Origin of the sequence: Staphylococcus simulans (assembly GCF_047037175.1) — a bacterium.
In the GTDB taxonomy this organism is placed as follows: domain Bacteria; phylum Bacillota; class Bacilli; order Staphylococcales; family Staphylococcaceae; genus Staphylococcus; species Staphylococcus simulans_C.
In genome coordinates this window covers 1962242-1983631 of the sequence record NZ_CP178241.1, presented here as the reverse complement: position 1 = coordinate 1983631, position 21390 = coordinate 1962242, and the positions used below count along the sequence as shown (strand labels likewise).

21 protein-coding genes and 1 pseudogene are annotated in these 21390 nt (G+C 37.6%); 16 read left to right on the top strand and 6 right to left on the bottom strand.

The window, feature by feature from the left end:
* Positions 1–126: 126 nt before the first annotated feature.
* The 7 genes from rbsR (at position 127) to ACFCT9_RS09585 (ending at position 6875) form a co-directional block, all read left to right on the top strand.
* Complete coding sequence (gene rbsR, locus ACFCT9_RS09615) at positions 127–1128, top strand: ribose utilization transcriptional repressor RbsR (RefSeq protein ID WP_412518903.1); 1002 nt, start codon at positions 127–129, stop codon at positions 1126–1128.
* Between the two features lie 166 nt (positions 1129–1294).
* Complete coding sequence (gene rbsU / locus ACFCT9_RS09610) at positions 1295–2176, top strand: ribose/proton symporter RbsU (RefSeq protein WP_412518902.1); 882 nt, start codon at positions 1295–1297, stop codon at positions 2174–2176.
* Between the two features lie 17 nt (positions 2177–2193).
* Positions 2194–2598 carry a D-ribose pyranase gene (gene rbsD, locus ACFCT9_RS09605; protein WP_412518900.1) on the top strand — a complete coding sequence of 135 codons (405 nt, stop codon included), beginning with the start codon at positions 2194–2196 and terminating at the stop codon, positions 2596–2598.
* Between the two features lie 16 nt (positions 2599–2614).
* Positions 2615–3523, top strand: a complete 909-nt coding sequence (gene rbsK, locus ACFCT9_RS09600; protein ID WP_412518899.1) for a ribokinase — start codon at positions 2615–2617, stop codon at positions 3521–3523.
* Positions 3524–3761: 238 nt separating this feature from the next.
* Complete coding sequence (locus ACFCT9_RS09595; protein WP_412518898.1) at positions 3762–4595, top strand: CPBP family intramembrane glutamic endopeptidase; 834 nt, start codon at positions 3762–3764, stop codon at positions 4593–4595.
* A gap of 191 nt (positions 4596–4786) precedes the next feature.
* Complete coding sequence (locus ACFCT9_RS09590) at positions 4787–5512, top strand: gamma-glutamyl-gamma-aminobutyrate hydrolase family protein (RefSeq protein ID WP_412518896.1); 726 nt, start codon at positions 4787–4789, stop codon at positions 5510–5512.
* Positions 5513–5516: 4 nt separating this feature from the next.
* Positions 5517–6875 (top strand): APC family permease, encoded by a 1359-nt coding sequence (locus tag ACFCT9_RS09585; RefSeq protein ID WP_412518895.1) that lies wholly within the window; start codon positions 5517–5519, stop codon positions 6873–6875.
* Between the two features lie 82 nt (positions 6876–6957).
* On the opposite strand, the gene nagB is transcribed toward ACFCT9_RS09585, so the two are convergent.
* Together nagB and ACFCT9_RS09575 are read right to left on the bottom strand one after the other, a co-directional pair.
* Positions 6958–7695: a glucosamine-6-phosphate deaminase gene (nagB, locus tag ACFCT9_RS09580; RefSeq protein WP_412518894.1), complete on the bottom strand. Its 738-nt coding sequence runs from the start codon at positions 7693–7695 to the stop codon at positions 6958–6960.
* Between the two features lie 23 nt (positions 7696–7718).
* A complete protein-coding gene (locus ACFCT9_RS09575) occupies positions 7719–8387 on the bottom strand; it encodes an N-acetylmannosamine-6-phosphate 2-epimerase (RefSeq protein ID WP_412518892.1) in 669 nt (222 codons plus the stop codon).
* Positions 8388–8560: 173 nt separating this feature from the next.
* Here ACFCT9_RS09575 and ACFCT9_RS09570 point away from each other — a divergent pair, with 173 nt between their 5' ends.
* Entirely contained in the window at positions 8561–9370 is an 810-nt protein-coding gene (locus tag ACFCT9_RS09570) for a MurR/RpiR family transcriptional regulator (RefSeq protein ID WP_412518890.1), read from the top strand.
* A 96-nt stretch (positions 9371–9466) separates the two neighbouring features.
* Here ACFCT9_RS09570 and ACFCT9_RS09565 read toward each other — a convergent pair.
* Positions 9467–10334: pseudogene (locus ACFCT9_RS09565) on the bottom strand (ROK family protein).
* A 248-nt stretch (positions 10335–10582) separates the two neighbouring features.
* Between ACFCT9_RS09565 and ACFCT9_RS09560 the strand changes: the two are divergent.
* Both ACFCT9_RS09560 and ACFCT9_RS09555 read left to right on the top strand, forming a co-directional pair.
* Positions 10583–11464 (top strand): N-acetylneuraminate lyase, encoded by an 882-nt coding sequence (locus tag ACFCT9_RS09560; RefSeq protein ID WP_412518888.1) that lies wholly within the window; start codon positions 10583–10585, stop codon positions 11462–11464.
* Between the two features lie 31 nt (positions 11465–11495).
* Complete coding sequence (locus ACFCT9_RS09555; protein ID WP_412518886.1) at positions 11496–13022, top strand: sodium:solute symporter; 1527 nt, start codon at positions 11496–11498, stop codon at positions 13020–13022.
* An 88-nt stretch (positions 13023–13110) separates the two neighbouring features.
* Here ACFCT9_RS09555 and merA read toward each other — a convergent pair whose 3' ends face one another.
* Together merA and hypR are read right to left on the bottom strand one after the other, a co-directional pair.
* Positions 13111–14436 carry a hypothiocyanous acid reductase MerA gene (gene merA / locus ACFCT9_RS09550; protein ID WP_412518885.1) on the bottom strand — a complete coding sequence of 442 codons (1326 nt, stop codon included), beginning with the start codon at positions 14434–14436 and terminating at the stop codon, positions 13111–13113.
* A gap of 19 nt (positions 14437–14455) precedes the next feature.
* The gene (gene hypR / locus ACFCT9_RS09545) at positions 14456–14875 is read right to left on the bottom strand and encodes a redox-sensitive transcriptional regulator HypR (protein WP_412518884.1); all 420 of its coding nucleotides are present in this window, start codon (positions 14873–14875) and stop codon (positions 14456–14458) included.
* Positions 14876–15089: 214 nt separating this feature from the next.
* Between hypR and ACFCT9_RS09540 the strand changes: the two genes are divergently transcribed.
* Together ACFCT9_RS09540 and ACFCT9_RS09535 are read left to right on the top strand one after the other, a co-directional pair.
* Positions 15090–15950, top strand: a complete 861-nt coding sequence (locus ACFCT9_RS09540; protein WP_412518882.1) for a helix-turn-helix transcriptional regulator — start codon at positions 15090–15092, stop codon at positions 15948–15950.
* Between the two features lie 183 nt (positions 15951–16133).
* Positions 16134–16445 carry a TM2 domain-containing protein gene (locus ACFCT9_RS09535; RefSeq protein WP_412518880.1) on the top strand — a complete coding sequence of 104 codons (312 nt, stop codon included), beginning with the start codon at positions 16134–16136 and terminating at the stop codon, positions 16443–16445.
* 143 nt (positions 16446–16588) lie between these two features.
* Here the strand turns inward: ACFCT9_RS09535 and ACFCT9_RS09530 are convergent, their stop codons facing one another.
* Positions 16589–16822, bottom strand: a complete 234-nt coding sequence (locus ACFCT9_RS09530) for a hypothetical protein (protein WP_412518878.1) — start codon at positions 16820–16822, stop codon at positions 16589–16591.
* Between the two features lie 333 nt (positions 16823–17155).
* On the opposite strand from ACFCT9_RS09530, the gene ACFCT9_RS09525 reads away from it, so the two are divergent.
* From ACFCT9_RS09525 to ACFCT9_RS09510, 4 genes are all read left to right on the top strand, one after another.
* Positions 17156–17962: a metallophosphoesterase gene (locus ACFCT9_RS09525; RefSeq protein WP_412518877.1), complete on the top strand. Its 807-nt coding sequence runs from the start codon at positions 17156–17158 to the stop codon at positions 17960–17962.
* A 16-nt stretch (positions 17963–17978) separates the two neighbouring features.
* Positions 17979–18320, top strand: coding sequence for a hypothetical protein (locus ACFCT9_RS09520; RefSeq protein WP_412518875.1), 342 nt, complete (start codon positions 17979–17981; stop codon positions 18318–18320).
* Between the two features lie 364 nt (positions 18321–18684).
* Entirely contained in the window at positions 18685–19761 is a 1077-nt protein-coding gene (locus ACFCT9_RS09515; RefSeq protein WP_412518873.1) for a M23 family metallopeptidase, read from the top strand.
* A gap of 209 nt (positions 19762–19970) precedes the next feature.
* Entirely contained in the window at positions 19971–21278 is a 1308-nt protein-coding gene (locus tag ACFCT9_RS09510; protein WP_412518872.1) for a CitMHS family transporter, read from the top strand.
* The last annotated feature ends 112 nt before the right edge of the window (positions 21279–21390 follow it).

Here is a 21390-nt window from a genome sequence, read left to right as displayed (position 1 = left end):
GACTGTATGATATGCGATCTATGTTTCATGAACTCTACAAACGAAATGAGAGATGATATGATGAAAGAGATAATAAGTGGCATATTTGCGTAAGTGAGTCTGTCAATGTAAGGGGATTAAGCACGCATGAAGAAAGTTTCAATTAAAGATGTCGCAAAAGAAGCAGGTGTATCCTTAACCACAGTTTCGCACATTTTAAATCATAAACAAGAGCGCTTTTCACAAGCGACGATTGATAAGGTGTTAACGGCAAAAGAAAAACTAGGCTATATTCCAAATAAAAATGCACAACAATTAAGAGGGCATACAATTAAACTGGTTGGTGTTTTAGTACCGAGTTTAACGAACCCGTTCTTCTCGGCCATTATGCAGAGTATGGAACAACATAAGCCGGATTTTGTGGATTTATTCTTCTTAAGCACTTCAGGTGATCATTTAGAACACAACATTAAACATTTAGTTGAAAGAGGTATGGATGGTTTAATTATTGCACGTTTCATAGATCAGCCAGAAAGTATCAACAATTATTTAGAAAGACACAATGTACCGTATGTGGTGTTAGACCAAAGTGAAGATAACGGCTATACCGATATTATTAGAACAGATGAACAAACAGGCGGTGCTTTAGCTGCGGAACATTTAATTCGTTTAAATCATCGTCATATCGCAATTGTCCAACCTTATACGTTGATGTCGAATATGCAGGCACGTATACAAGGTTTTGAGGACTATTGTCATTCAAAAGGCATTCAAACACCGTTGAAAATTGAAACAGAGCTTTCACCTTCAGGCGGCAAACAAATTGTTGATCAAATTATTGAGAATCAGGTGACTGCGGTGTTTGCGATTAATGATGAAATGGCGATTGGGATTATGCGTGGGCTAAGAGAACGCGGTAAAGCTGTGCCTGAAGAAATTTCAATCGTAGGCTATGATGATATCAGCTTCTCACAATATATGACCCCCGCATTAACAACCGTCGCACAACCTATTGCGTTAATCGGTGAAACGGCATTACGGTTAATTGTGAAGAAAATTACGGGTACTGATCAAGGTGTCGAACATATTGAATTACCGAATGAACTCGTTGTCAGAGAAACGACACAACCCTTAAATAACCATGTATAAATCAAAGACGAGGCGCTTTTTTCAACGAAAGCAGCCTCGTTTTTTCTTTTGTCTAAAATCTTAAATCTTTATGAAAACGTATACAAATAAAATGAAACGTGCTAGTATGTGAATAAAGTAAAACGTTTTACTAAATCCATTTAGAGAAAAAATAGAGGTGTTATTCATGAATCTAGTCGCTTTACTTATCGGTTTAGGTCCATTGCTGGGTTGGGGTTTATTCCCAACGATTGCGTCGAAGTTCGGAGGTAAACCTGTGCATCAAATTATTGGTACAACGGTTGGGACCTTAATATTTGCGCTTGTCTTTGCGGGACTGACAGCGCAACACTTCCCGACAGGCATGAACTTAATGTTCGCGTTACTTTCTGGAGCAGGCTGGTGTTTTGGCCAAATTTTAACATTCAAAGCTTTTGAACTGATTGGTTCTTCAAGAGCCATGCCGGTTACTACCGCATTCCAATTACTAGGTGCTTCATTATGGGGTGTGTTCGCGTTAGGCAACTGGCCAGGTCTTGGCAATAAAATTATCGGCTTTGTGGCACTTATCGTGATTTTAATCGGTGCACGTATGACTGTATGGAGTGAACATCCTGCTGAACAAAACAGCGGCAACTTAAAGAAAGCAGTGGTGATCTTACTGATTGGTGAAATTGGTTATTGGCTTTATTCAGCTGCACCACAAGCGACAGATATTGGAGGTAAAGCGGCATTCTTATCTCAAGCTATGGGCATGGTGCTTGTCGCAGTTATCTATGGTTTAACGCTGATGAAGAAAGAAAATCCATTTAAAAACAAGATTACTTGGCTTCAAATTATTTCAGGTTTCTTCTTCGCCTTTGCGGCGTTAACGTACTTAATTTCAGCACAGCCGGATATGAACGGACTTGCGACAGGCTTTATCTTATCTCAAACATCAGTCGTGCTTGCGACGTTAACAGGAATCTACTTCTTGAATCAGCGTAAGACGAAGAAAGAGATGTTAATTACCATTGTTGGTTTAGTGCTTATTTTAGCTGCCGCAACAGTGACGGTCTTTATTAAATAACTTTGGAGGGAAGAGAAATGAAGAAAACCCCTGTATTAAATAGTCATGTATCACAAGCTATTGCGACCATCGGCCACTTTGATTTATTAACAATCAATGATGCGGGTATGCCGATTCCAAATGATACGCGTAGAATTGATTTAGCAGTCACGAAAGCATTGCCGCGCTTTATTGATGTATTAGAAACAGTTTTAACTGAAATGAAGATTCAAAAAATCTATTTGGCAGAAGAAATCAAAACACATAATCCATCACAGTTGAAACAAATTAAAGCATTATTAGAAGATGATGTGGAAATTGCGTTTATTCCACATACAGAAATGAAAGCCTACTTAAGTCACCCATTAAACAAAGGTAATATCCGTACAGGTGAAATCACACCGTTCTCAAATATTATTTTAGAATCAAATGTGACATTTTAAGCGAGGAGCGATATGTATGACGAACAAAGTAGTAATTTTAGGTTCAACGAATGTAGATCAGTTCTTAACGGTTGAACGTTATGCGAAACCTGGTGAAACCTTGCATGTCAAAGAAGGCCAAAAGAAATACGGCGGCGGTAAAGGGGCAAACCAAGCGATTGCGACGGCACGTATGAATGCGGATACGACATTTATTTCGAAAGTCGGAAAAGATGGTTTAGCAGACTTTATGTTTGAAGGTTTCAAAGAAGCAGGGATGAATACTGATTTTATTACAGAGTCAGAAACAGCAGATACAGGTCAAGCCTTTATCACAGTAGATCAAGACGGCAGCAATACCATTTACGTATACGGCGGCGCGAATATGGACATTACACCTGAAGATGTGAATCAAGCGGAAGCGGTGATTAAAGAAGCGGATTATGTTGTGGCGCAATTAGAAGTTCCAGTTCCTGCGATTATCCGTGCCTTTGAAATTGCGCGCAAATATGGGATTACGACGATTTTAAATCCAGCACCGGCGAGTGAATTGCCTGAAGAACTGTTGGGATTGATTGATGTGATTATTCCGAATGAGTTTGAAGCGGAAATCTTATCCGGTATTCCTGTCACAGATGAAAAGTCAATGGCGCAAAACGCAGATTACTTCTTAAGCTTAGGCATCAAAGTCGTATTGATTACAATTGGTGCAAAAGGCACATATTACGCAGTGAAAGGCAACTCTGGTTTAGTTAAAGCCTATAAAGTAGATGTCGTAGACACAACAGCCGCAGGTGATACGTTTATCGGCGCATTTGTCAGTGCGTTTGACGTGAAACAAATGAATTTAGAAACTGCTATTGATTTTGCGAACAAAGCCGCATCTTATACTGTTCAAAAAGCAGGTGCACAAATTTCTATCCCATTCGCAAAAGATATTCAATAACAATGTATTAAGCCTATCCTTATAAACACAGGGTAGGCTTTTATTATGCATGATTGGGTCAAGACTTGAGCGGGTCAAAGAGACTAAAAGCCACTGAATGAAATGCTCGGCAACAATTAAAGTCCAATCTTCATCAATCAATGTTTGATGAAGTTAAAAAATAATAATTGCGGTAGATTTCTGGTTGTGAGAAAATAAATTATATAAACTATACTAATTATATAACGGAGAACAACTTATGGAAAATCAATTTACACAATATTATAAGGGAAGTTGGCTTAAGTTCTCACTTGTATCTGTTTTGATGATGTTGGGTGGTGCGTTGTTTGCGGGTCCATTTTACTTAATGGCCAGAAATCATCCCTTTCAAGAAGTTATGTTGCTGCCAGTTCCATTTTTATTTTCAATCTTAATTCTCTTTTGGTATGTACATAACAGAGAACACTTGCCACTTAGTTCAGTAGGCATTTATCGCCAGTATGCGTTTAGAAAGTTAGGCATAGGTGGTTTATTTGGCTTTATCGTCTTCTCTGTAGTGATTTTAATTTTAGTATTGTTTGGCAATATCTCTATTGTAGGTAATACATTGAATCAAACGGTGTTATTAGGGATTGGTTTAGCTTTTGTCGGATTTTGTATCCAAGCTTCTGCAGAAGAATTATTGATGCGCGGCTATCTTCAAACGCGTCTTACCAAAAAGTATGGCGATCGTTTTGCGATTGTCTGTTCTGCCGTTGTCTTTACATTACTACATGGGATGAACCCTAATATCTCTATTGTCGGTGTGACAAATATTTTCTTAGTGGGTATTGTCTTTTCTTTAATTTATCGCATCGACGGTACAATTTGGACAGTTGCTGGGTTCCATATTATTTGGAACTTTGTACAAGGTTGCATATACGGGATTAATGTTAGCGGTAATGAGCTGAATTTCAGCTTGTTTAAAACGCAATATCATACAGATAATTTGTTGACGGGTGGCGCAATGGGAATTGAAGGCAGTATTATTTTAACGGTACTGTTGATCGTACTGATTATTAATTTGGCGAAGCGGTTGAAAGTTAGATTTTAATCTCTATACAAATTCATTATGTACTTTTATCCTCTTTCATGGGTTATTGTCTACATGGGAGAGGATTTTTCATAGTTATTTTTCGTCGGCGCTTTAATTCATGCAATAATATCTGAAGATTGCGAAAATAAATTGACAATGCCGATGGTCTAACTATAATTAAAGTTATTCAACAACAGGAGGTAGACATCATGATGAAAACGATAGGTATTTCCGCAAATATATTAACGGACCAAGACGGTATGTTCCCAGGGTATAAGCGCTGTTATGTCAATCAAGATTATATCCGCTCAATTGTAAAACAAGGCGCAGTACCCATGGTCATTCCAATGACAGATAACGATGATATTATAGAAGCACAAATCAGACAGGTTGATGCATTGCTTTTAAGTGGAGGACAGGATGTCAGCCCGCAATTGTATCAAGAAGATCCGCAAGAAAAATTAGGTGAAACTTTATTAGCACGAGATATGTTTGATTTTAAATTAATTGAGAAGGCGAAAGAACGCTTTATTCCGATTCTTGGGATTTGTCGCGGTGCACAAGTCTTAAATGTGTTTCATGGCGGTTCTTTATTCCAAGATACGTCTTATCGCCAAATCCAATCATTAAGACACTGGCAACCGACGAATCCAACTGAAAAGACACATGAAATCAGAGTCTTTCCGAATACGCGCTTAAGCGAATTGTTCCCAGAAGGTCGCTTCTGTGTGAACTCTTTCCATCATCAAGTAATTAATCAATTGGCAGAAGGGTTTGTGGTGATGGCACAATCCAATGACGGCGTTATTGAAGCTTTTGAAGCTGAAGCCTACCCGTACATGGTAGGTATTCAATGGCACCCTGAAATGTTATGGCATGAAAGCAGTATGGATGCATTATTTAAAGATTTTGTAGATCAAATTGAAAGAAGATGACAACATGAAAAAGCTAGGATTTTGGTCTATCGTCCTTTTAGCAATTAACTCTATTATCGGTTCAGGTATTTTCTTGTCACCTGGAGCGGTCATTCAAAAAGCAGGTAAGTATACCTTGCTTGTTTATGGTGCAGCTGCGCTCTTTGCGGCAGTCTTAGCCATTACATTCGCCGCAGCTGCGAAATACGTCAATAAAAGTGGGGCATCTTATGCCTATGCGACAGCAGCTTTTGGTCAAAATGTAGGATTCTATGTAGGGATTACACGCTTCATCGCCGCAAGTATTGCTTGGGGTGTCGTTGCGACAGCAGTAGTAAAAACAGCACTCGCCATATTTGGCGGTGACAATCAAAGTTTTATGTCGGTAACGATTGGTTTGTTGATTTTAATGGTGGCTTTATTGCTTGTGAATGTGAAAGGGAATAAAGTATTCGCATTCTTTAACAACTTATCAACCATCGGTAAATTAGCTGCTTTGGTTACTACCATCATAGTAGGATTTATCATAGTGATGGTAAATGGTCATTCACATTTTAATGATATTAATCAATTAGTCGATGTATCTAAACTGAATACTTCAACATTCGTAATGGCAGTCATTGCGGCCTTTTATGCCTTCGTAGGCTTTGAAAGTGTCGCAAGTGGTGCCGAAGATATGAAAGCACCAGAAAAGAACTTGCCGCGCGCTATTCCATTAGCAATTATAATTATCGCAGTTATCTATATGAGTATCATTGCGGTCATTATGATGATTAATCCGACTGCGGTCTTAACAAGCAAACATGTGGTATCTTTAGTGACTGTCTTTGAATCACCTATTATTTCGAATATTATTTTATACGGTGCTTTGATTTCTATGATTGGTATCAGTATTGCAGGTTCATTCTCAACACCAAGAATTTTAGAAGCCATTGCGAATGAAAACCAAGTGCCTGCGTGGTTTAAACAAAGAACGAAATATGACTTCCCATTTAATGCATTCATCACAACATTCTTAGTGGCTTTAATCATTCCAATGGCCTTTCAATATAATATGGTCAGTATCATTGTATTAAGTTCAATTTCACGCTTTATCCAATTCATTGTAGTCCCTATCGGTGTGATAATCTTCTACTACAACCGTTCTCGTGGTGAAGTCTTATCGAATGTTTATAAAAATAAATTCACAGATGTGATATTACCTGTAATCGCATTAATTTTAACCGTAGTATTGCTTGTGAAATTTGATTGGAAAGGTCAATTTTCTATCGTAACACCGCATCATATTGAACCGAATTATTTCGCGATTGTTGCGATGTTGATTGGGTATGTATTGTTGCCTGTGGTGTTATTTATCTTGAATCAAAAGCGTAAACAAATATAAAGAAAAAATGGTTCTAACTAGAAAAAGCCTTTGAAGACACAGGGTGTTGTCCTCAAAGGCTTTTTCTATTGATTGAATTTGTTTAGTTGTTATTTAATGCTTGATAAATAACGTCATCTACAATGATTTCCACATTATCGTGGTTGTGAAGGATAGACGCAGGTAAGTCTTCGGTTGTTTCACCGTTGACGAGTCTTTGAATCGCATCAATTTTCTTGTCGCCAAACGCAAGTAAGATAATACGTTTTGCGCGCATGATAGAAGAGAGTCCCATAGAGAGTGCTTGTTTCGGAACGTCTTCTGAGTGTTTAAAATGGACGCTGTTCGCATGCATAGTAGAAGGTGTAAGATCTACGACTCTTGTTTGACTGTCGAAAGGTGTACCGGGTTCATTGAAACCGATATGACCATTTTCACCAATACCGAGTATTTGGATATCTGGTTGACCGACAGATTTAAGTGCTGCTTCATAATGTTTTGCTTCTTGATCTAAATCTTCAGCGATACCGCTTGGAATATAGATGTTCTCTTCATTCCATCGTTCATTTTGGTTGAAGAAACGTTGATGCATGTAGGCATAATAGCTATGCAGGTCTTTTGGACCGGCACCAACGTATTCATCTAAGTTGAACGTTCTGACACCACTGACATCGACGTGGTTCGCATTGAGTAAATCAGAGAGCTGTGTATATAAATCTGTCATTGTTGAGCCTGTAGCGAGTCCTAAGACAGCGTCAGGGCGGTCTTTAATTTGTTTCAAGAATTCGATTGCGACATATTGGCTGGCAAGTTGTTTGTTTCTTAAGTTGTAGAGTTTCATTTCTAATCCTCCAAGTAGTATGGCTATTCTTTTACGGCGTTAATAAAACGTTCTGTAATTTGTTTAGGGCGTGTAATTGCGCCGCCGACAACTGTACAGTGTACACCTAAATCACTGACTGCTTTATACATGTCTGGTGTAATGACATTCCCTTCAGCAATGACTTTCGCATTGACGTTGTCTAAGACGTCTCTTAAGAATGCGAAGTTGTTTTCATATAAGATATGACCTTGTGTGTAGTCTGTATAACCGCGTAAAGTCGTACCTACATAATCAAAGCCAAGTTCATCAGCATGTTTTGCTTCTTCAAGCGTTGAGACATCTGCCATAATTTCAACATGAGGTGCTTTTTCACGAATATAAGCGACTAATTCTTCTAATGTTTCTTTTGGACGATCTTGTTTTGTCGCATCTAATGCGATGACTTCACATTGACTTTCAATGAGTTCATCGACTTCTTTAGAAGTCGCAGTAATATAAACTTTTGAACCTGGATAGTCTCTTTTCACGATTCCGATAACAGGTAACGGAACTTCTTCTTTAATCGCGATAATATCTTCTTTACTATTTGCGCGTATACCGACTGCGCCGCCTTGATAGGCAGCGAGTGCCATTTTCGACATAATAAATGATGAATGTAACGGCTCATCAGGCAAAGCCTGACAAGAAACAATTAAACCTTGTGGTAACATAAGCACACACTCCAAAATATTGTTAATTTGTAAATATAGTTATTCTTAGGGTTGTCGGTTAAGTTACTCATATCATAACACTATGAAATTTTTATTCAATTATTTACTATCATTTGAAAAATATTTTCATTTATACTAAAGTAAATGTAATACCTTCAAGGGAGTGAAGCTGCATGAAGTTTGAAAATCGTGTTCAACGTAGTCGCCATTTACTCACTAAAATGGATAAGAAGATTATTGAATTTATCCGCACCAATGAACTAGATGATCGTTTCTCAACAATCAATTCGTTAGCCCATGCGATTGGTACCTCACCCGCCACTATTACGAGATTCAGTAATAAATTGGAATATCATAATTTCCAAGATATGAAATTCAATTTACAGCATGAAAAGTCAGAGAAAGTGGTGGAGAATGCGCCATTAGTCCAATTGATTCACCGCTATCACCAAAACATCATTCAACAAACCGGAGAGTTTATCTCAGAAGAGAAAATCAAACGATTTGCGCATTATTTAAAGACTAGCCGACAAGTGAGTTATGCGGGACTTGGCAGTTCAGGTTTAACTGCGAGTGAATTTTATTACCGTACAATGCGTATGGGCATTCGCGGTAATGTCTCAACGGATGCGCATCAAATGAAAATTTCAGCTTCATTGTTATCATCGCAAGATATGTTTGTTTGTATCTCTAATAGTGGTGAAACACAGGAACTGGCAGATGCGGCTAAAATTGCGCATGAACAAGGAGCCTATGTGGCAGTTGTCACAAATTATAAAGGCAGTCTGATTACGAAACATGCAGACTTGGTTTTAATCACTTCTGCGAAGTCAAATGTTAATGATGCACGCTTCATCAATACTCAAACTGCGACGACGTTCCTAATGGACATTATTTGTTACTTATTATTGAACAATGATTATATGAATCAACTTTATCAACGTACACGCCGTACAATATTAGATAAGGATGAAGATAAGTAAGGCTAACGGTTGTCTGCAGTCAGACATACGGAACACTAAATAAACAGCGTACTATCAAGGGCTTGACGCCCTCTGTGAGATAGTACGCGGTTTTCTTTAACCCTCAGTAATTGCGCCGAATAATGCGGCGTGATTTTCAGTTTTAGTTGTTTGAATGGGTGCGTGACCATAGTCTGACGGCAAGAATTGATTGATTTTAGGTTCGATATATTGGATAAGATAGTCACCTTAGAGATGAAATGCCACCACCGATTAGAATCAAACCGGGATCAAAAATGATTTGGATTTGAGCAATACCTTCAGCAACATATGTGGCCCATTCTTCTATGATAGCTTGGGCGTCTTGGTCACCGGTTTGCGCAAGTTCGAATAACTTCGGTACGTCTGTATCGTATTCAAAATGACGTTCTTGCATTAAAGCTTTTAATGCGGATGTTGAAGCGCGTTGTTCAAAGGTCTTTTGGTCGTTTTCACGATACAACAAATAGCCGATTTCATTGGCACGATGACGTGCACCATTATAGACACCAAGGGTTTTATTATAGAATGCACCGCCGATACCGGTACCTAAAGTTAAGCAGAAAATATTATCTGCTTCGTAATCATTGAGTGCTAATTCCCCAAGTAGTGCCGCATCCACATCATTATGTACCGTCATTGTTGAAGCAAGGTCTTTTAATGAACGACGGAAGTTTGTACCGTCATAGTTCTGAATCGTAGGTCCTGTATAAATAATTTCTCCTAATTCTGAATCGACGACACCTGCGCTGGAAATGCCGATATGCGGTTTATCCAGATTATGTTTTGCGATGAGACCCTGTGCTAACTGATAGACTTCATCGATAATCAATGTTGTGACATTATCAGGTGTTGAGATTTTCTTATAATCTGTAATTTCTTGGTTTTCATTGATGAGGGCTGCCTTGATGTTTGTTCCTCCGATATCTATTGCAATCTGATTCATAGTTGATTCCTCCTCTGTTTCCACTTCATTATATCTAGAGCATACTTCAACTAGGAAGTGTAAATCTAATTTTGAAAATTATTTTCATTATTTTGTCTAAATTTTGTTACAATCTTTCAAAATCGGTTGTACAGGGCTATGATAGCGTTTACAATAAAAAGTGTAAATATAGTATAAAAAACAGGGACATTGTTGGATGTTTAGGATAGCCATAGCGCTATTAATACTTAACTTTGGAGGATTAGAATATGGAAGAAAATTTAAAAGGCTTATACGCTGCGTTACTCGTTCCATTTGATGAACAAGGACAAGTGAAAGAAGAAGGCCTCAAACAAATTGCGAGAAATGCGATTGAAAAAGAAAAGTTAGATGGTTTATATGTCAATGGCAGTTCTGGTGAAAACTTCTTAATCAACACAGAACAGAAAAAACAAATCTTCAGACTTGCGAAAGAAGCAGTAGGCGATGATGTGAAATTAATCGCGCAAGTCGGCTCATTAGATTTAAATGAAGCTATTGAATTAGGTAAATATGCGACTGAACTTGGTTATGATGCAATTTCAGCGGTGACACCTTTCTACTATCCATTCTCTTTCGAAGAGATTAAACAATATTACTTCGACTTAATCGAAGCAACTCAAAATAATATGATTATTTATGCGATTCCTGATTTAACAGGTGTCAACATCAGTATCGAACAATTCGGTGAGCTGTTCAATCATGAAAAAGTTGTGGGTGTAAAATACACAGCACCTAACTTCTATTTATTAGAACGTATCAGAAAAGCTTATCCAGACAAATTGATCTTATCAGGCTTTGATGAAATGTTAGTTCAAGCTGCGATTTCAGGCGTGGATGGAGCCATCGGTTCTACTTATAATGTGAACGGTGTACGTGCACGTCAAATCTTCGATTTAGCTAAAGAAGGCAAAATTGATGAAGCTTACCAAATTCAACATGATACAAACGACATTATTGAAGGCGTTTTAAGCATGGGCTTATACCCAACCCTTAAAGAGATCTTAAAATCACGCGGTATCGACGGCGGTGTGCCGAAACGTCCATTTGCGCCATTCAACGAAGCAAATAGAGAAGCGTTAAATAATCTTATTAATAAATACAACTTGTAATACCGACATAAAACATTAAGGGGTGTTGTTTATGCAACAAGTGGGTTTTGGCACATGGAACTGGGTAGCGGTTATCACGTATCTAGTGGCTATGTTATTAATTGGAGCGTACTTTACTAAGCGCGCAGGTCAAAGCACAGATAGTTTCTTTACAGCCAGTGGACGCCTTCCTTCGTGGGCCATCGGTTTCTCAATTTATGCAACGACGTTAAGTGCGATTACATTTATGTCTACACCAGAAAAAGCCTTTTTAACTGACTGGTCATATATCGCAGGGAATATCGCGATTGTCGCAATTATCCCGGCATTAATCGCATTCTACGTACCGTTCTTCAAGAAACTGCGTGTTACATCTGCATACGAATATCTTGAAGCACGTTTTGGACCAAGTGTCCGTGTTCTCGGTTCATTACTTTTCGTAGTGTTCCACTTAGGACGTATCGCAATCGTGATTTACTTACCAACACTTGCGATTACAGCCGTAACGGATATGAATCCATATTTAGTCGCAAGTTTAGTAGGGATTTTATGTATTCTTTATACTTTCCTCGGCGGTTTCGAAGGGGTGGTATGGAGTGGCTTTATCCAAGGTGTAATTCTTTTAGGCGGTGCCATCATGATTATCGTGATTGGTGCGATGCACATTGACGGTGGTTTCGGCACAATCCTTCATGATGCATTAGCTGAGAAAAAGTTATTGAGTGTAGATAACTGGAAGTTGAATACAACAGCGGCAGCCTTGCCGATCATCTTCTTAGGAAACATCTTTAACAACTTACATCAATATACAGCCAGCCAAGATGTCGTACAACGTTACCAAGCATCAGACTCTATTGATGAAACGAAGAAATCATTATGGATTAACGGTTTATTAGCGTTAATTTCAGCGCCAATCTTCTATGGTATGGGTACAATGATGTATTCATTCTATGAACATGAAGCTGCGTTACCACAAGACTTCAATACATCTTCAGTGGTACCATTCTTTATCTTGACGCAAATGCCTCCGTTTGTAGGTGGATTGTTAATCGCAGCCATCTTTGCGGCAGCACAATCAACGATTTCTTCAAGTTTGAACTCGATTTCTGCTTGTATTTCTGAAGATATTAAAGCACGTTTCTTCAGTAAAGGCACAGATAAAAGTAATGTTAACTTTGCACGTTGGACAATTATCATCGCAGGTTTCTTAAGCTATGGTATTGCGATTTACTTAATCGCCGCAGACTCTAACAACTTATGGGATTTATTCTTATTAGTGACTGGATTATTCGGTGTACCTTTAGCAGGTATCTTTGCGGTAGGTATTTTCACAAAACGTGCGAATACATTCGGTGTATTAGTCGGATTATTCACAGGGGTTATTGTCGCTTACTTATTAAAAGGTGTTGGCGGCGCGAACTCACCATTCTATGTATCGATTATTTCATTCTTTATCGCATTCTTATTCGGATACATTGTAAGTCTGTTCGTACCTGCGAAATATACAAAAGACATTACTGGTTTAACAATTTATGATAAAGATAAACCGTCTACGTATATTTCTAAAACAAGACAATAAATCGAATGAATCAGAGATAAACAAAACAACCTTATATAGAAATAAAAAAGTGATGCGTACACGAGGTATGCATCACTTTTTTTGTGGATTAAACTTGGAAAATATTATTAAACGCTTCTGCCATTGTAGGGTGCGTATAGATGTTGTCAGCTAAGACTTGTGCTGGAACTTGTTGGTCGATTGCCAGTTTAACGATGTTGATGATTTCTTCTGAATTACGGCAGTAAAGTGTCGCACCGAGTACTAAACCTGATTTCGCATCAATGACTGCTTTCAACATGCCGCGTGGATCATTATTGACTTTATGACGTGGAATATTATTTACCGCAAGTTTTGTTTCATGAACGTCATAACCTGCAGTTTGGGCTTCGTCTTTCGTCATACCGACACGTGAGAAAGGTGGGTTAATAAACATTGAATATGGCACTGCACCACGATTTTCAGTGGTACGTTGGCATTCACCGAAGATGTTGTCTTTAATAATTCTGAAGTCGTCTAGTGAGATGTAAGTGAATTGTAAGCCGCCAGTAACATCACCGGCCGCATAAATATTTGGCACAGCTGTTTGCAGGTGTTCATTAACCATCACTTCACCACGGCCGCCGACTTCAATATCTGTGTGGTCTAAACCAAGGTCTTCAGTATTTGGACGACGTCCTGTCGCAAGCAATACCGCATCTGCCTCAAACTCGCCTTGTGATGTATGCACAATCGTACTGCGCTCTTGATCTTCAAAGCGTTGTGTTTCAACGTTATAGACGATGTTTACACCATCTTCAATCAAATCTTCTTCAATCATTTGCACAATTTCTGGATCTTCTTTAGGCAACAAAGCATCATGATGGACAAACATTGTTACTTTGACACCGAAACGTGCGAAGAGTGACGCAAATTCTAACGCAATATAACCTGCGCCGACAATCACTAAGTGATTAGGCTTGAATGGTAAATCCATAATACCTGCAGAATCATAAAGGTGTTGTGATACTTCAATGCCTTCAATGTTTGGGATGACAGATGTCGCACCCGTATTAATTAAAATATCATCTGCCGTTAACACATCCAGCTCTTGACCTGCATCATCTAATAAGATGATTTCTTTATTTGATTTAAAGTGTGCAGTCGCATCGATGACATCAATGCCTGGTGTATCTGCCAACATATGATAATTTTTGTTGTTTAATGCGCTTACGACTTCACGTTTACGATTGAATGCACTCGCAAAGTCGCTGCCCTCTAAACTGTCATGGATTAATGTTTTAGACGGAATACAACCGACATTGATACATGTACCGCCATACATTTTCTTGTCTTTCTCAATCATTGCGACTTTCTTTCCTTCACTTGCCGCATATTTCGCTAAAGTCTTACCTGCTTTACCGAATCCAATGATTACTAAATCATAATGTGTCATGCAATCTTCCTCCATATTCTTAAATTGTTGTTAATGTTTCACGTAAAACTTCTTCAATTGTGAAACCACGATAATACTGCATCAACAGTTCATGTTCTTTAGCATGGTGTTTAGCCATAGTATTCCCGATTTTTCTAGAAATCTCACAGTGACTGGCAGAATCTCCAGTAAACAAACGACCTTGTGTTCGTTCCGCTGTAAATAATTGAAACAAATCCGCTAAATCAGCTTGCGCTGTCTGTTTATTTGCTTGATAACCGCCATATTTGCCACGAACCGTATCAATATAGCCATGTTCTACCAACTTGCCTGTGACACGACGCAATTGTACGGGGTTGATACAAACGAACTCGGACAAGGCTTTGCTGGAAAAACGTTCATCTGCATGTTTTGTTAAAAATGCCAACACATGCACCGCAATATTAAATTCTAAGTTCACTATGCTCACCTTCTTAATGTAACTATTATAATTACATTTAACTGTATTTTGACAGAAAAATAAACAAATTTGCTCAAAGACGCTAACTTTCTAACAAAAATAGATTATATTTAGAACAATACTAAGAATGATTTGAAAAATAGGGTAAAAGATGTTTTGGAGGACAATAAATGTCCACGCGCAACTGTATATTGAAGTGTAGGAGATGGTAGAAATGGATAAATCAACAAGAGTCTTGAATATCTTCACACGTTTGTTGAATGGGGAGACAGTTAGTAAATCAGATCTCTCTGATTTTGGGAGCGTGAGTACGAAGTCAATTCAAAGGGATATTAGAACGATTAATGACTTTTTCTATGATAGTGAATATTGGAATAATGGAGACACTGAAATTGTACATAAAAAGAGTGGTTATGAGTTAATCACACATTCTAACAATTTAAGTAGTTTAGCTTTATTAGGATTAATGGTCAAAATTAAAAGTTTGACACCTATCTTACATATAGAAGTCTTTAACTTATTTAAAAGAGAAATACAGGGCATGCGCATGGAAGATAGAAAAGTATTGAGTGAAATGTTAGGTCACTTTCAAAGTCGTGATGAGACTTTTCCAGGCGAAACATTAATGAAAATTGAGAAAGCGATCAGTCAAAAGTATTTAGTATGGATGAAAATTAAGGGGCGTAATATTGAAGTTAAGCCATTATCCACGATGTATATGCATTATGATTATTGGTTTACTTATGAATATGACAAAACAGTTTATACTGAGCGTGTACGTCTGATTGAAAACTTTAAAGTATCCAATCATACCTTTGATGAAGTCAAAAGCAAAGAACTCGTGACAGTTGAAATTGATGCGTCAAAATTGGCGCTATTTCGTCATCAATATACAATCGTTGAAAAATCAAAAGAAACTGCCGATGGGAAATTCATCGTCAAGATTGCGTGTACAGAATTAGATGCTTACTATATTGCTTATCAAATGGCACCTTTAGCGCGTATTCTAGAACCGCAAAAGTATATTGATAGTTTCATTGAACGTATTAATCAAATTAAAAGTTGCTATGAGTAGCTAAATGATAGTAAAAGTTTCAAACAAGAAAGTTTTAAAAAAACTAAGGTTTAAAAATGCATTTTTTTGTAAAAACAAAAGATTTTAGATTTATGGACAGTAGATGACCACCTAGATGTGTATAGTAAGACATATTATGTTTTTGTTAGGATTGATTGAAGTATACAGAAAGGTGGAAAATCGATGAATTTACAGGAAAAAAGTTTTATTGAATCACAAGTCGCAAATAAAGCGAAACAACCTATGATTGCGTATGTATTATGGTTCTTTTTAGGAGGACTTGGCGGGCACCGTTTTTACTTCGGTAAAACAGGTTCAGCATTTGGGATGATGGCGTTAACGTTATTAACAGTATGGTTCACGCTTGGGATTCCAACGATTATTTGGGCAATTGTAGATGCGTTCTTAATTCCAGGTTGGGCTGAGGAAGATAGAACAAGAGTAAGAAGAGAAGCAGAAAACGAAATACAATTGATGCAAGGTAGTAATGCATAGTTTTAATTTTTATGTAAAAAACTACATACAAGAAGTATAAGAAAAGCTGTCAGTAAAGATACTGGCAGCTTTTGTGTGTTATGTATCAATTTTATATAAAGGAAGCGGATCAACCTCTGGTCGATCCTTAACTTCCCATCATGCTATGTTCGTAAGACATGATGTACAGTTGCAACGAAGACATCTTTTGAATAAAAATGCCTTTTATTGCCTCTGGGAGAGAAAGGCTTGATAACACCATCCTTTATCCACTCTTCGAGCAGACCTTGAGGATAGCCAGCCTCCACCAATTCATCTTCGTCAGTAATCAGTTGATCCCAAGCGAAATTAATATCCTCAAGATCTACCATACTCTCAGAAGCTTCAAATTGTTCCACTATATCACCCTTTCTATATCAATGTAAGTATGAAATGAATGATAGGGCTTAGCGGAAGAGGCCTGTATGCATAATCTCTCCATTGTATTGATACCCGTTATGATTTAATTTAATTGGAAAGCAATCACTTTTATTTAAATTTTATTATAAGGTTTTATTGCTTTTACTTGGAATCCTGTTTTGGGATAAAGGGAAGCTATTAATTCAATGTAATGCTTTAGACTAAATGTCTGAAAGGCAAGTACGAAGGAGGATGAGCATGTCATGCTTGTGCTCCTTTTTTAATGGTCTAAAATAGTATATAAACGTTTAAAAAGAGGAAGGATTAAACAAATGAAAATAGGAGTCATTTCAGATTTACATATTGATCGCCCTTCTGATTATACAAAAGCGCAATATACTGAACATTTAGCGCAGCTTGTGAAACAAACACAATTGGATATATTGGTGATTGCAGGGGATATTTCAAATGACCATCAACAGTCTTATCTCTTTATACAACAATTGGAAGTATTAACAGGGATTGATATCAGATTCATTCCTGGCAATCATGATTATTGGTCAAAAGACGGAACGTCTACACAAGTCATACATGATTTCTTCATGAGTAAGTCTGAACAATTGATGGGCAATCCTTACATTATTAACGATGAGTGGGCGATTGTCGGCAACAGCGGTTGGTATGACTATAGTTATGCAGATGCTAAATATAGTTTAGCTGATTTAGAACGCAGACGCTTTAAAGGGGCTACGTGGCAAGATAAAGTACATGTAGATTGGGGTATGTCGGATAGAGAAGTGTCACGTAAAGCAGCAGAACTTGCGGAAGCGGATATGAAGAAAGTACAAGGCAGAAAAATTATTCTGATTACACATGTCGTCACTGAACCTAGTTTTAAAGTACCGACACCACATCGTATTTTCGATTACTTTAACGCATTTATTGGAACGTCTGACTTTCAATCGTTATATCAAAGCTATCCTATACGTTACAGTCTGATGGGACATGTTCATTTCAGAGGAAGTGTCACAAAGGATCATGTCCATTATAGTTGTGTTTCATTAGGTTACTTTAGAGAATGGCGAACGAAAGATATTGATAAAGAAATACGTCATGCATTGAAGATCATAGAAATATAAAAAGGGGATTATCATCATGAGTGAACTGTTGGGTTTAATATGGAATTTGATTTCAATTGTATTTATGGGAGGATTCTTCATCATAGTGGTGGGTACAATGATTAAAACATCAATGGCATTGATGAATCTATATATGGGATATATCATCCATCATTTGTTAAAAGGTGGAAATAGTGATAATGCTAAATGGTTTGCTTTAATAGTTTCTATTGTTTTAGCGTTTCTTACGATGGTTATTCTCATTTTTGTGTTGGGGAAAGTCATTGGGAATGGTGTACTAGTCTTGTTCTTTTTAGCAGGATTGTATTTTCTATTTAGACGTTATCAACAAAGTAAAGACCATCATAAGAGTATGTAAATCATCTATAGTTGAAAGTGAATTTGAGATATAAAAAGTTAAATAAAATAAGGGTTTAAAAGGGTTTAACGCATAAACAACACTATTAAAATATCCGGGAATCAAGCACATTAAACATTTCAAAATATTAATAAGACGCATTATATTGAATGAAAGAAGGGTGCTTTAACCCTGTCTTCACAGTACTTACAAGGTAGTAATATTTCGGTAACTATATTACATGCAAAATACATTTGTTTACAAAACAATTATACGCCTTTATTTAGTATATCTCCCGTGTTACCTTTAGTTTTGTAATTTTGATTGCGAGAAAAAAGCAAAACGTATTAACGAATCATAAAAATTTTTAAGGACGGGAGTTTACATGATGAATAAATTAGTAACAGCTACTATTGTAGGTTTGGGAGTTTCTTCAGTAGGATTTATCAGCCACCACGCAGATGCGGCTGAAAATAATCAAGTTGCACCAGAGCAAACACAACAAACACAACAAGCGCAACAAACAGCGGATCAGACTAAAGGTTATTCATATGGATCATACTTCACGAAAGATGCACAAGGCAATTACCACCACACATTAGATGGCAATTGGGACCAATCAATGTTTGATAATAAAGAATATCAATTTACTATCGTAGATGAAGCGGGTGCTACACACTATTTCTATTTCCCACAAAGCTTATTAAACCCTAACTATCAAAACGATGATAATAACTATTCAGCAAATGCATCAAATTCAGATGTTCAAGCAAATGGTTATGATGCAAATGAAGCGCCATCAGCACAAGATATCGCAAATAATCCAAACAAAGCTTCAGAAAACAATGCAGCATATAACAACAATACATCAAATACACAATACGAAAACACATATAATCAATCACAAGATAATACAACATATGCACCTGCACAAAACGCTACATCAAATGCAGGTTCAGCACAAAATGTTCAAGCAACACAAGCACCAGCTCCACAAGGCGGCGGTTCATCAGAAGGTTCTAACCAAGCTTCAGCACCTTCTACACAAGCAGATGGATCAACTGCACAAGATGCAGGTTGGTTAACAAAACACCCTAAACTCCAACCATATGGTCAATATCATGGTGGAGGCGCACACTATGGTGTAGACTATGGTATGCCTGAAAACACACCTGTTTACTCATTAACAGATGGTACAGTAACACAAGCTGGCTGGAGTAACTATGGTGGCGGTAACCAAGTTACAATCCAAGAGAAAAACAGCAATAACTATCAATGGTATATGCACATGAACAGCTTAAATGTTAAAGCTGGACAAGATGTCAGCGCTGGTGACCAAATTGGTCAATCAGGCAGCACTGGTAACTCAACTGCACCACACTTACACTTCCAACGCATGCAAGGTGGCGTGGGTAACCAATACGCTGTAAACCCAGATAGCTACATCAACAGCAAAGCATAATCGCTAACCAAGCGTTCGATATCATTAATCATATTTTATAACCTTTTCACGTTATCTCTGAAACAAACTTCAGAGATAACGTTTTTTATTTTCATCTAAAATAGCTGACTTTAATGGTAAGAATATTCTAATAACTTAAAGGTTGTGGTAAACTATATATAATTGTAAGCGATTGCTGACAGTTAAATCACAAACAAAGGGGACACATCATGAATTTAGCATTATTAGGTTTTGTAATGATCATTGTCTTCATGGCTTTGATTATGAGTCGGAAAATGTCAGCGCTGGTAGCGCTCATTGTGGTACCAGTAGTATTTGGATTAATCGGGGGATTTTATTCTAGTTTAGGAAACGATATTATAGCAGGAATTACAAAGGTTGCACCGACAGGTATTATGTTGGTTTTCGCCATTCTATACTTTTGCGTGATGATTGATGCCGGATTGTTCAATCCGATTGTCAGTGTGATTATGAAAGGGGTTAAGGGTGATCCTGTAAGAATTACAATCGGTACTGTTGCTTTAGCATCGATTGTGGCGTTAGATGGAGACGGAACAACCACTTTCATTATTACAGTTACAGCCATGTTGCCGTTATATAAGAAAATGGGTATGAATCCTTATATATTAGCAACCCTTGCATTGTTAGCTATCGGTATTATGAATATGACACCATGGGGTGGACCGACAGCACGTGCAATCTCAGCACTACACTTAACAACAGAAGAAGTATTCACTCCAATCATTCCAGTCATGATTGCGGGTATTCTTTTCACCTTTGCCGCAGCTTATATATTAGGAAAGCGCGAACGCAAACGTATCGGTATAAAGAATCATTTATCACTTACTTTGGAAGAAATGCATATTTCAAATGATAAAGATGAGGATGAACTCGCATTATTGAGACCCAAATTAACAATTATCAATGCTGCTTTAACTATTTTGTTATTAGTCGCATTAATTAAAGGATTTTTACCGATTCCTGTATTGTTCATGCTTGGATTTGCGTTAGCTTTAATCATTAACTATCCACAACTCAAAGTACAATCGCAATTAATTAAACGTCATGCAGGCAATGTACTCGCAGTAGTCAGCTTAGTCTTTGCGTCTGGTGTATTTACCGGTGTGATGAGCGGTACGAAGATGGTAGACCACATGGCAAGTGCTTTAGTACATATTGTGCCAGATGCGATGGGGAATCATTTCGCATTAATCACTGCAGTACTCAGTATGCCGTTTACTTACTTCATGGCAAATGATCCATTCTATTATGGTATCTTGCCGATTCTTGCTGAATCTGCACAACAATTTGGTGTTTCTAAAGCCATGATGGCCAGAGCATCGATTTTAGGACAACCAGTACACGTCCTAAGTCCTTTATATGCCGCAGGTTACTTGCTTGTAGGTATGTTAGGCATTGATTATGGAACAAACCAAAAAGTAGTCTTAAAATGGGCGATTGGCTCATCATTATGTATGATTATTGTGGCAGGTATTATAGGAGTCATCGCGTTTTAAAGTATTATGTTCAGTTAAATATACAATGTTATTTTATACAGATTATAGAGGCTTCTGTTGAAACTAAGGTAAAGTTTTAACGGAAGCTTCTGTATTTTTTATAGGACACTTT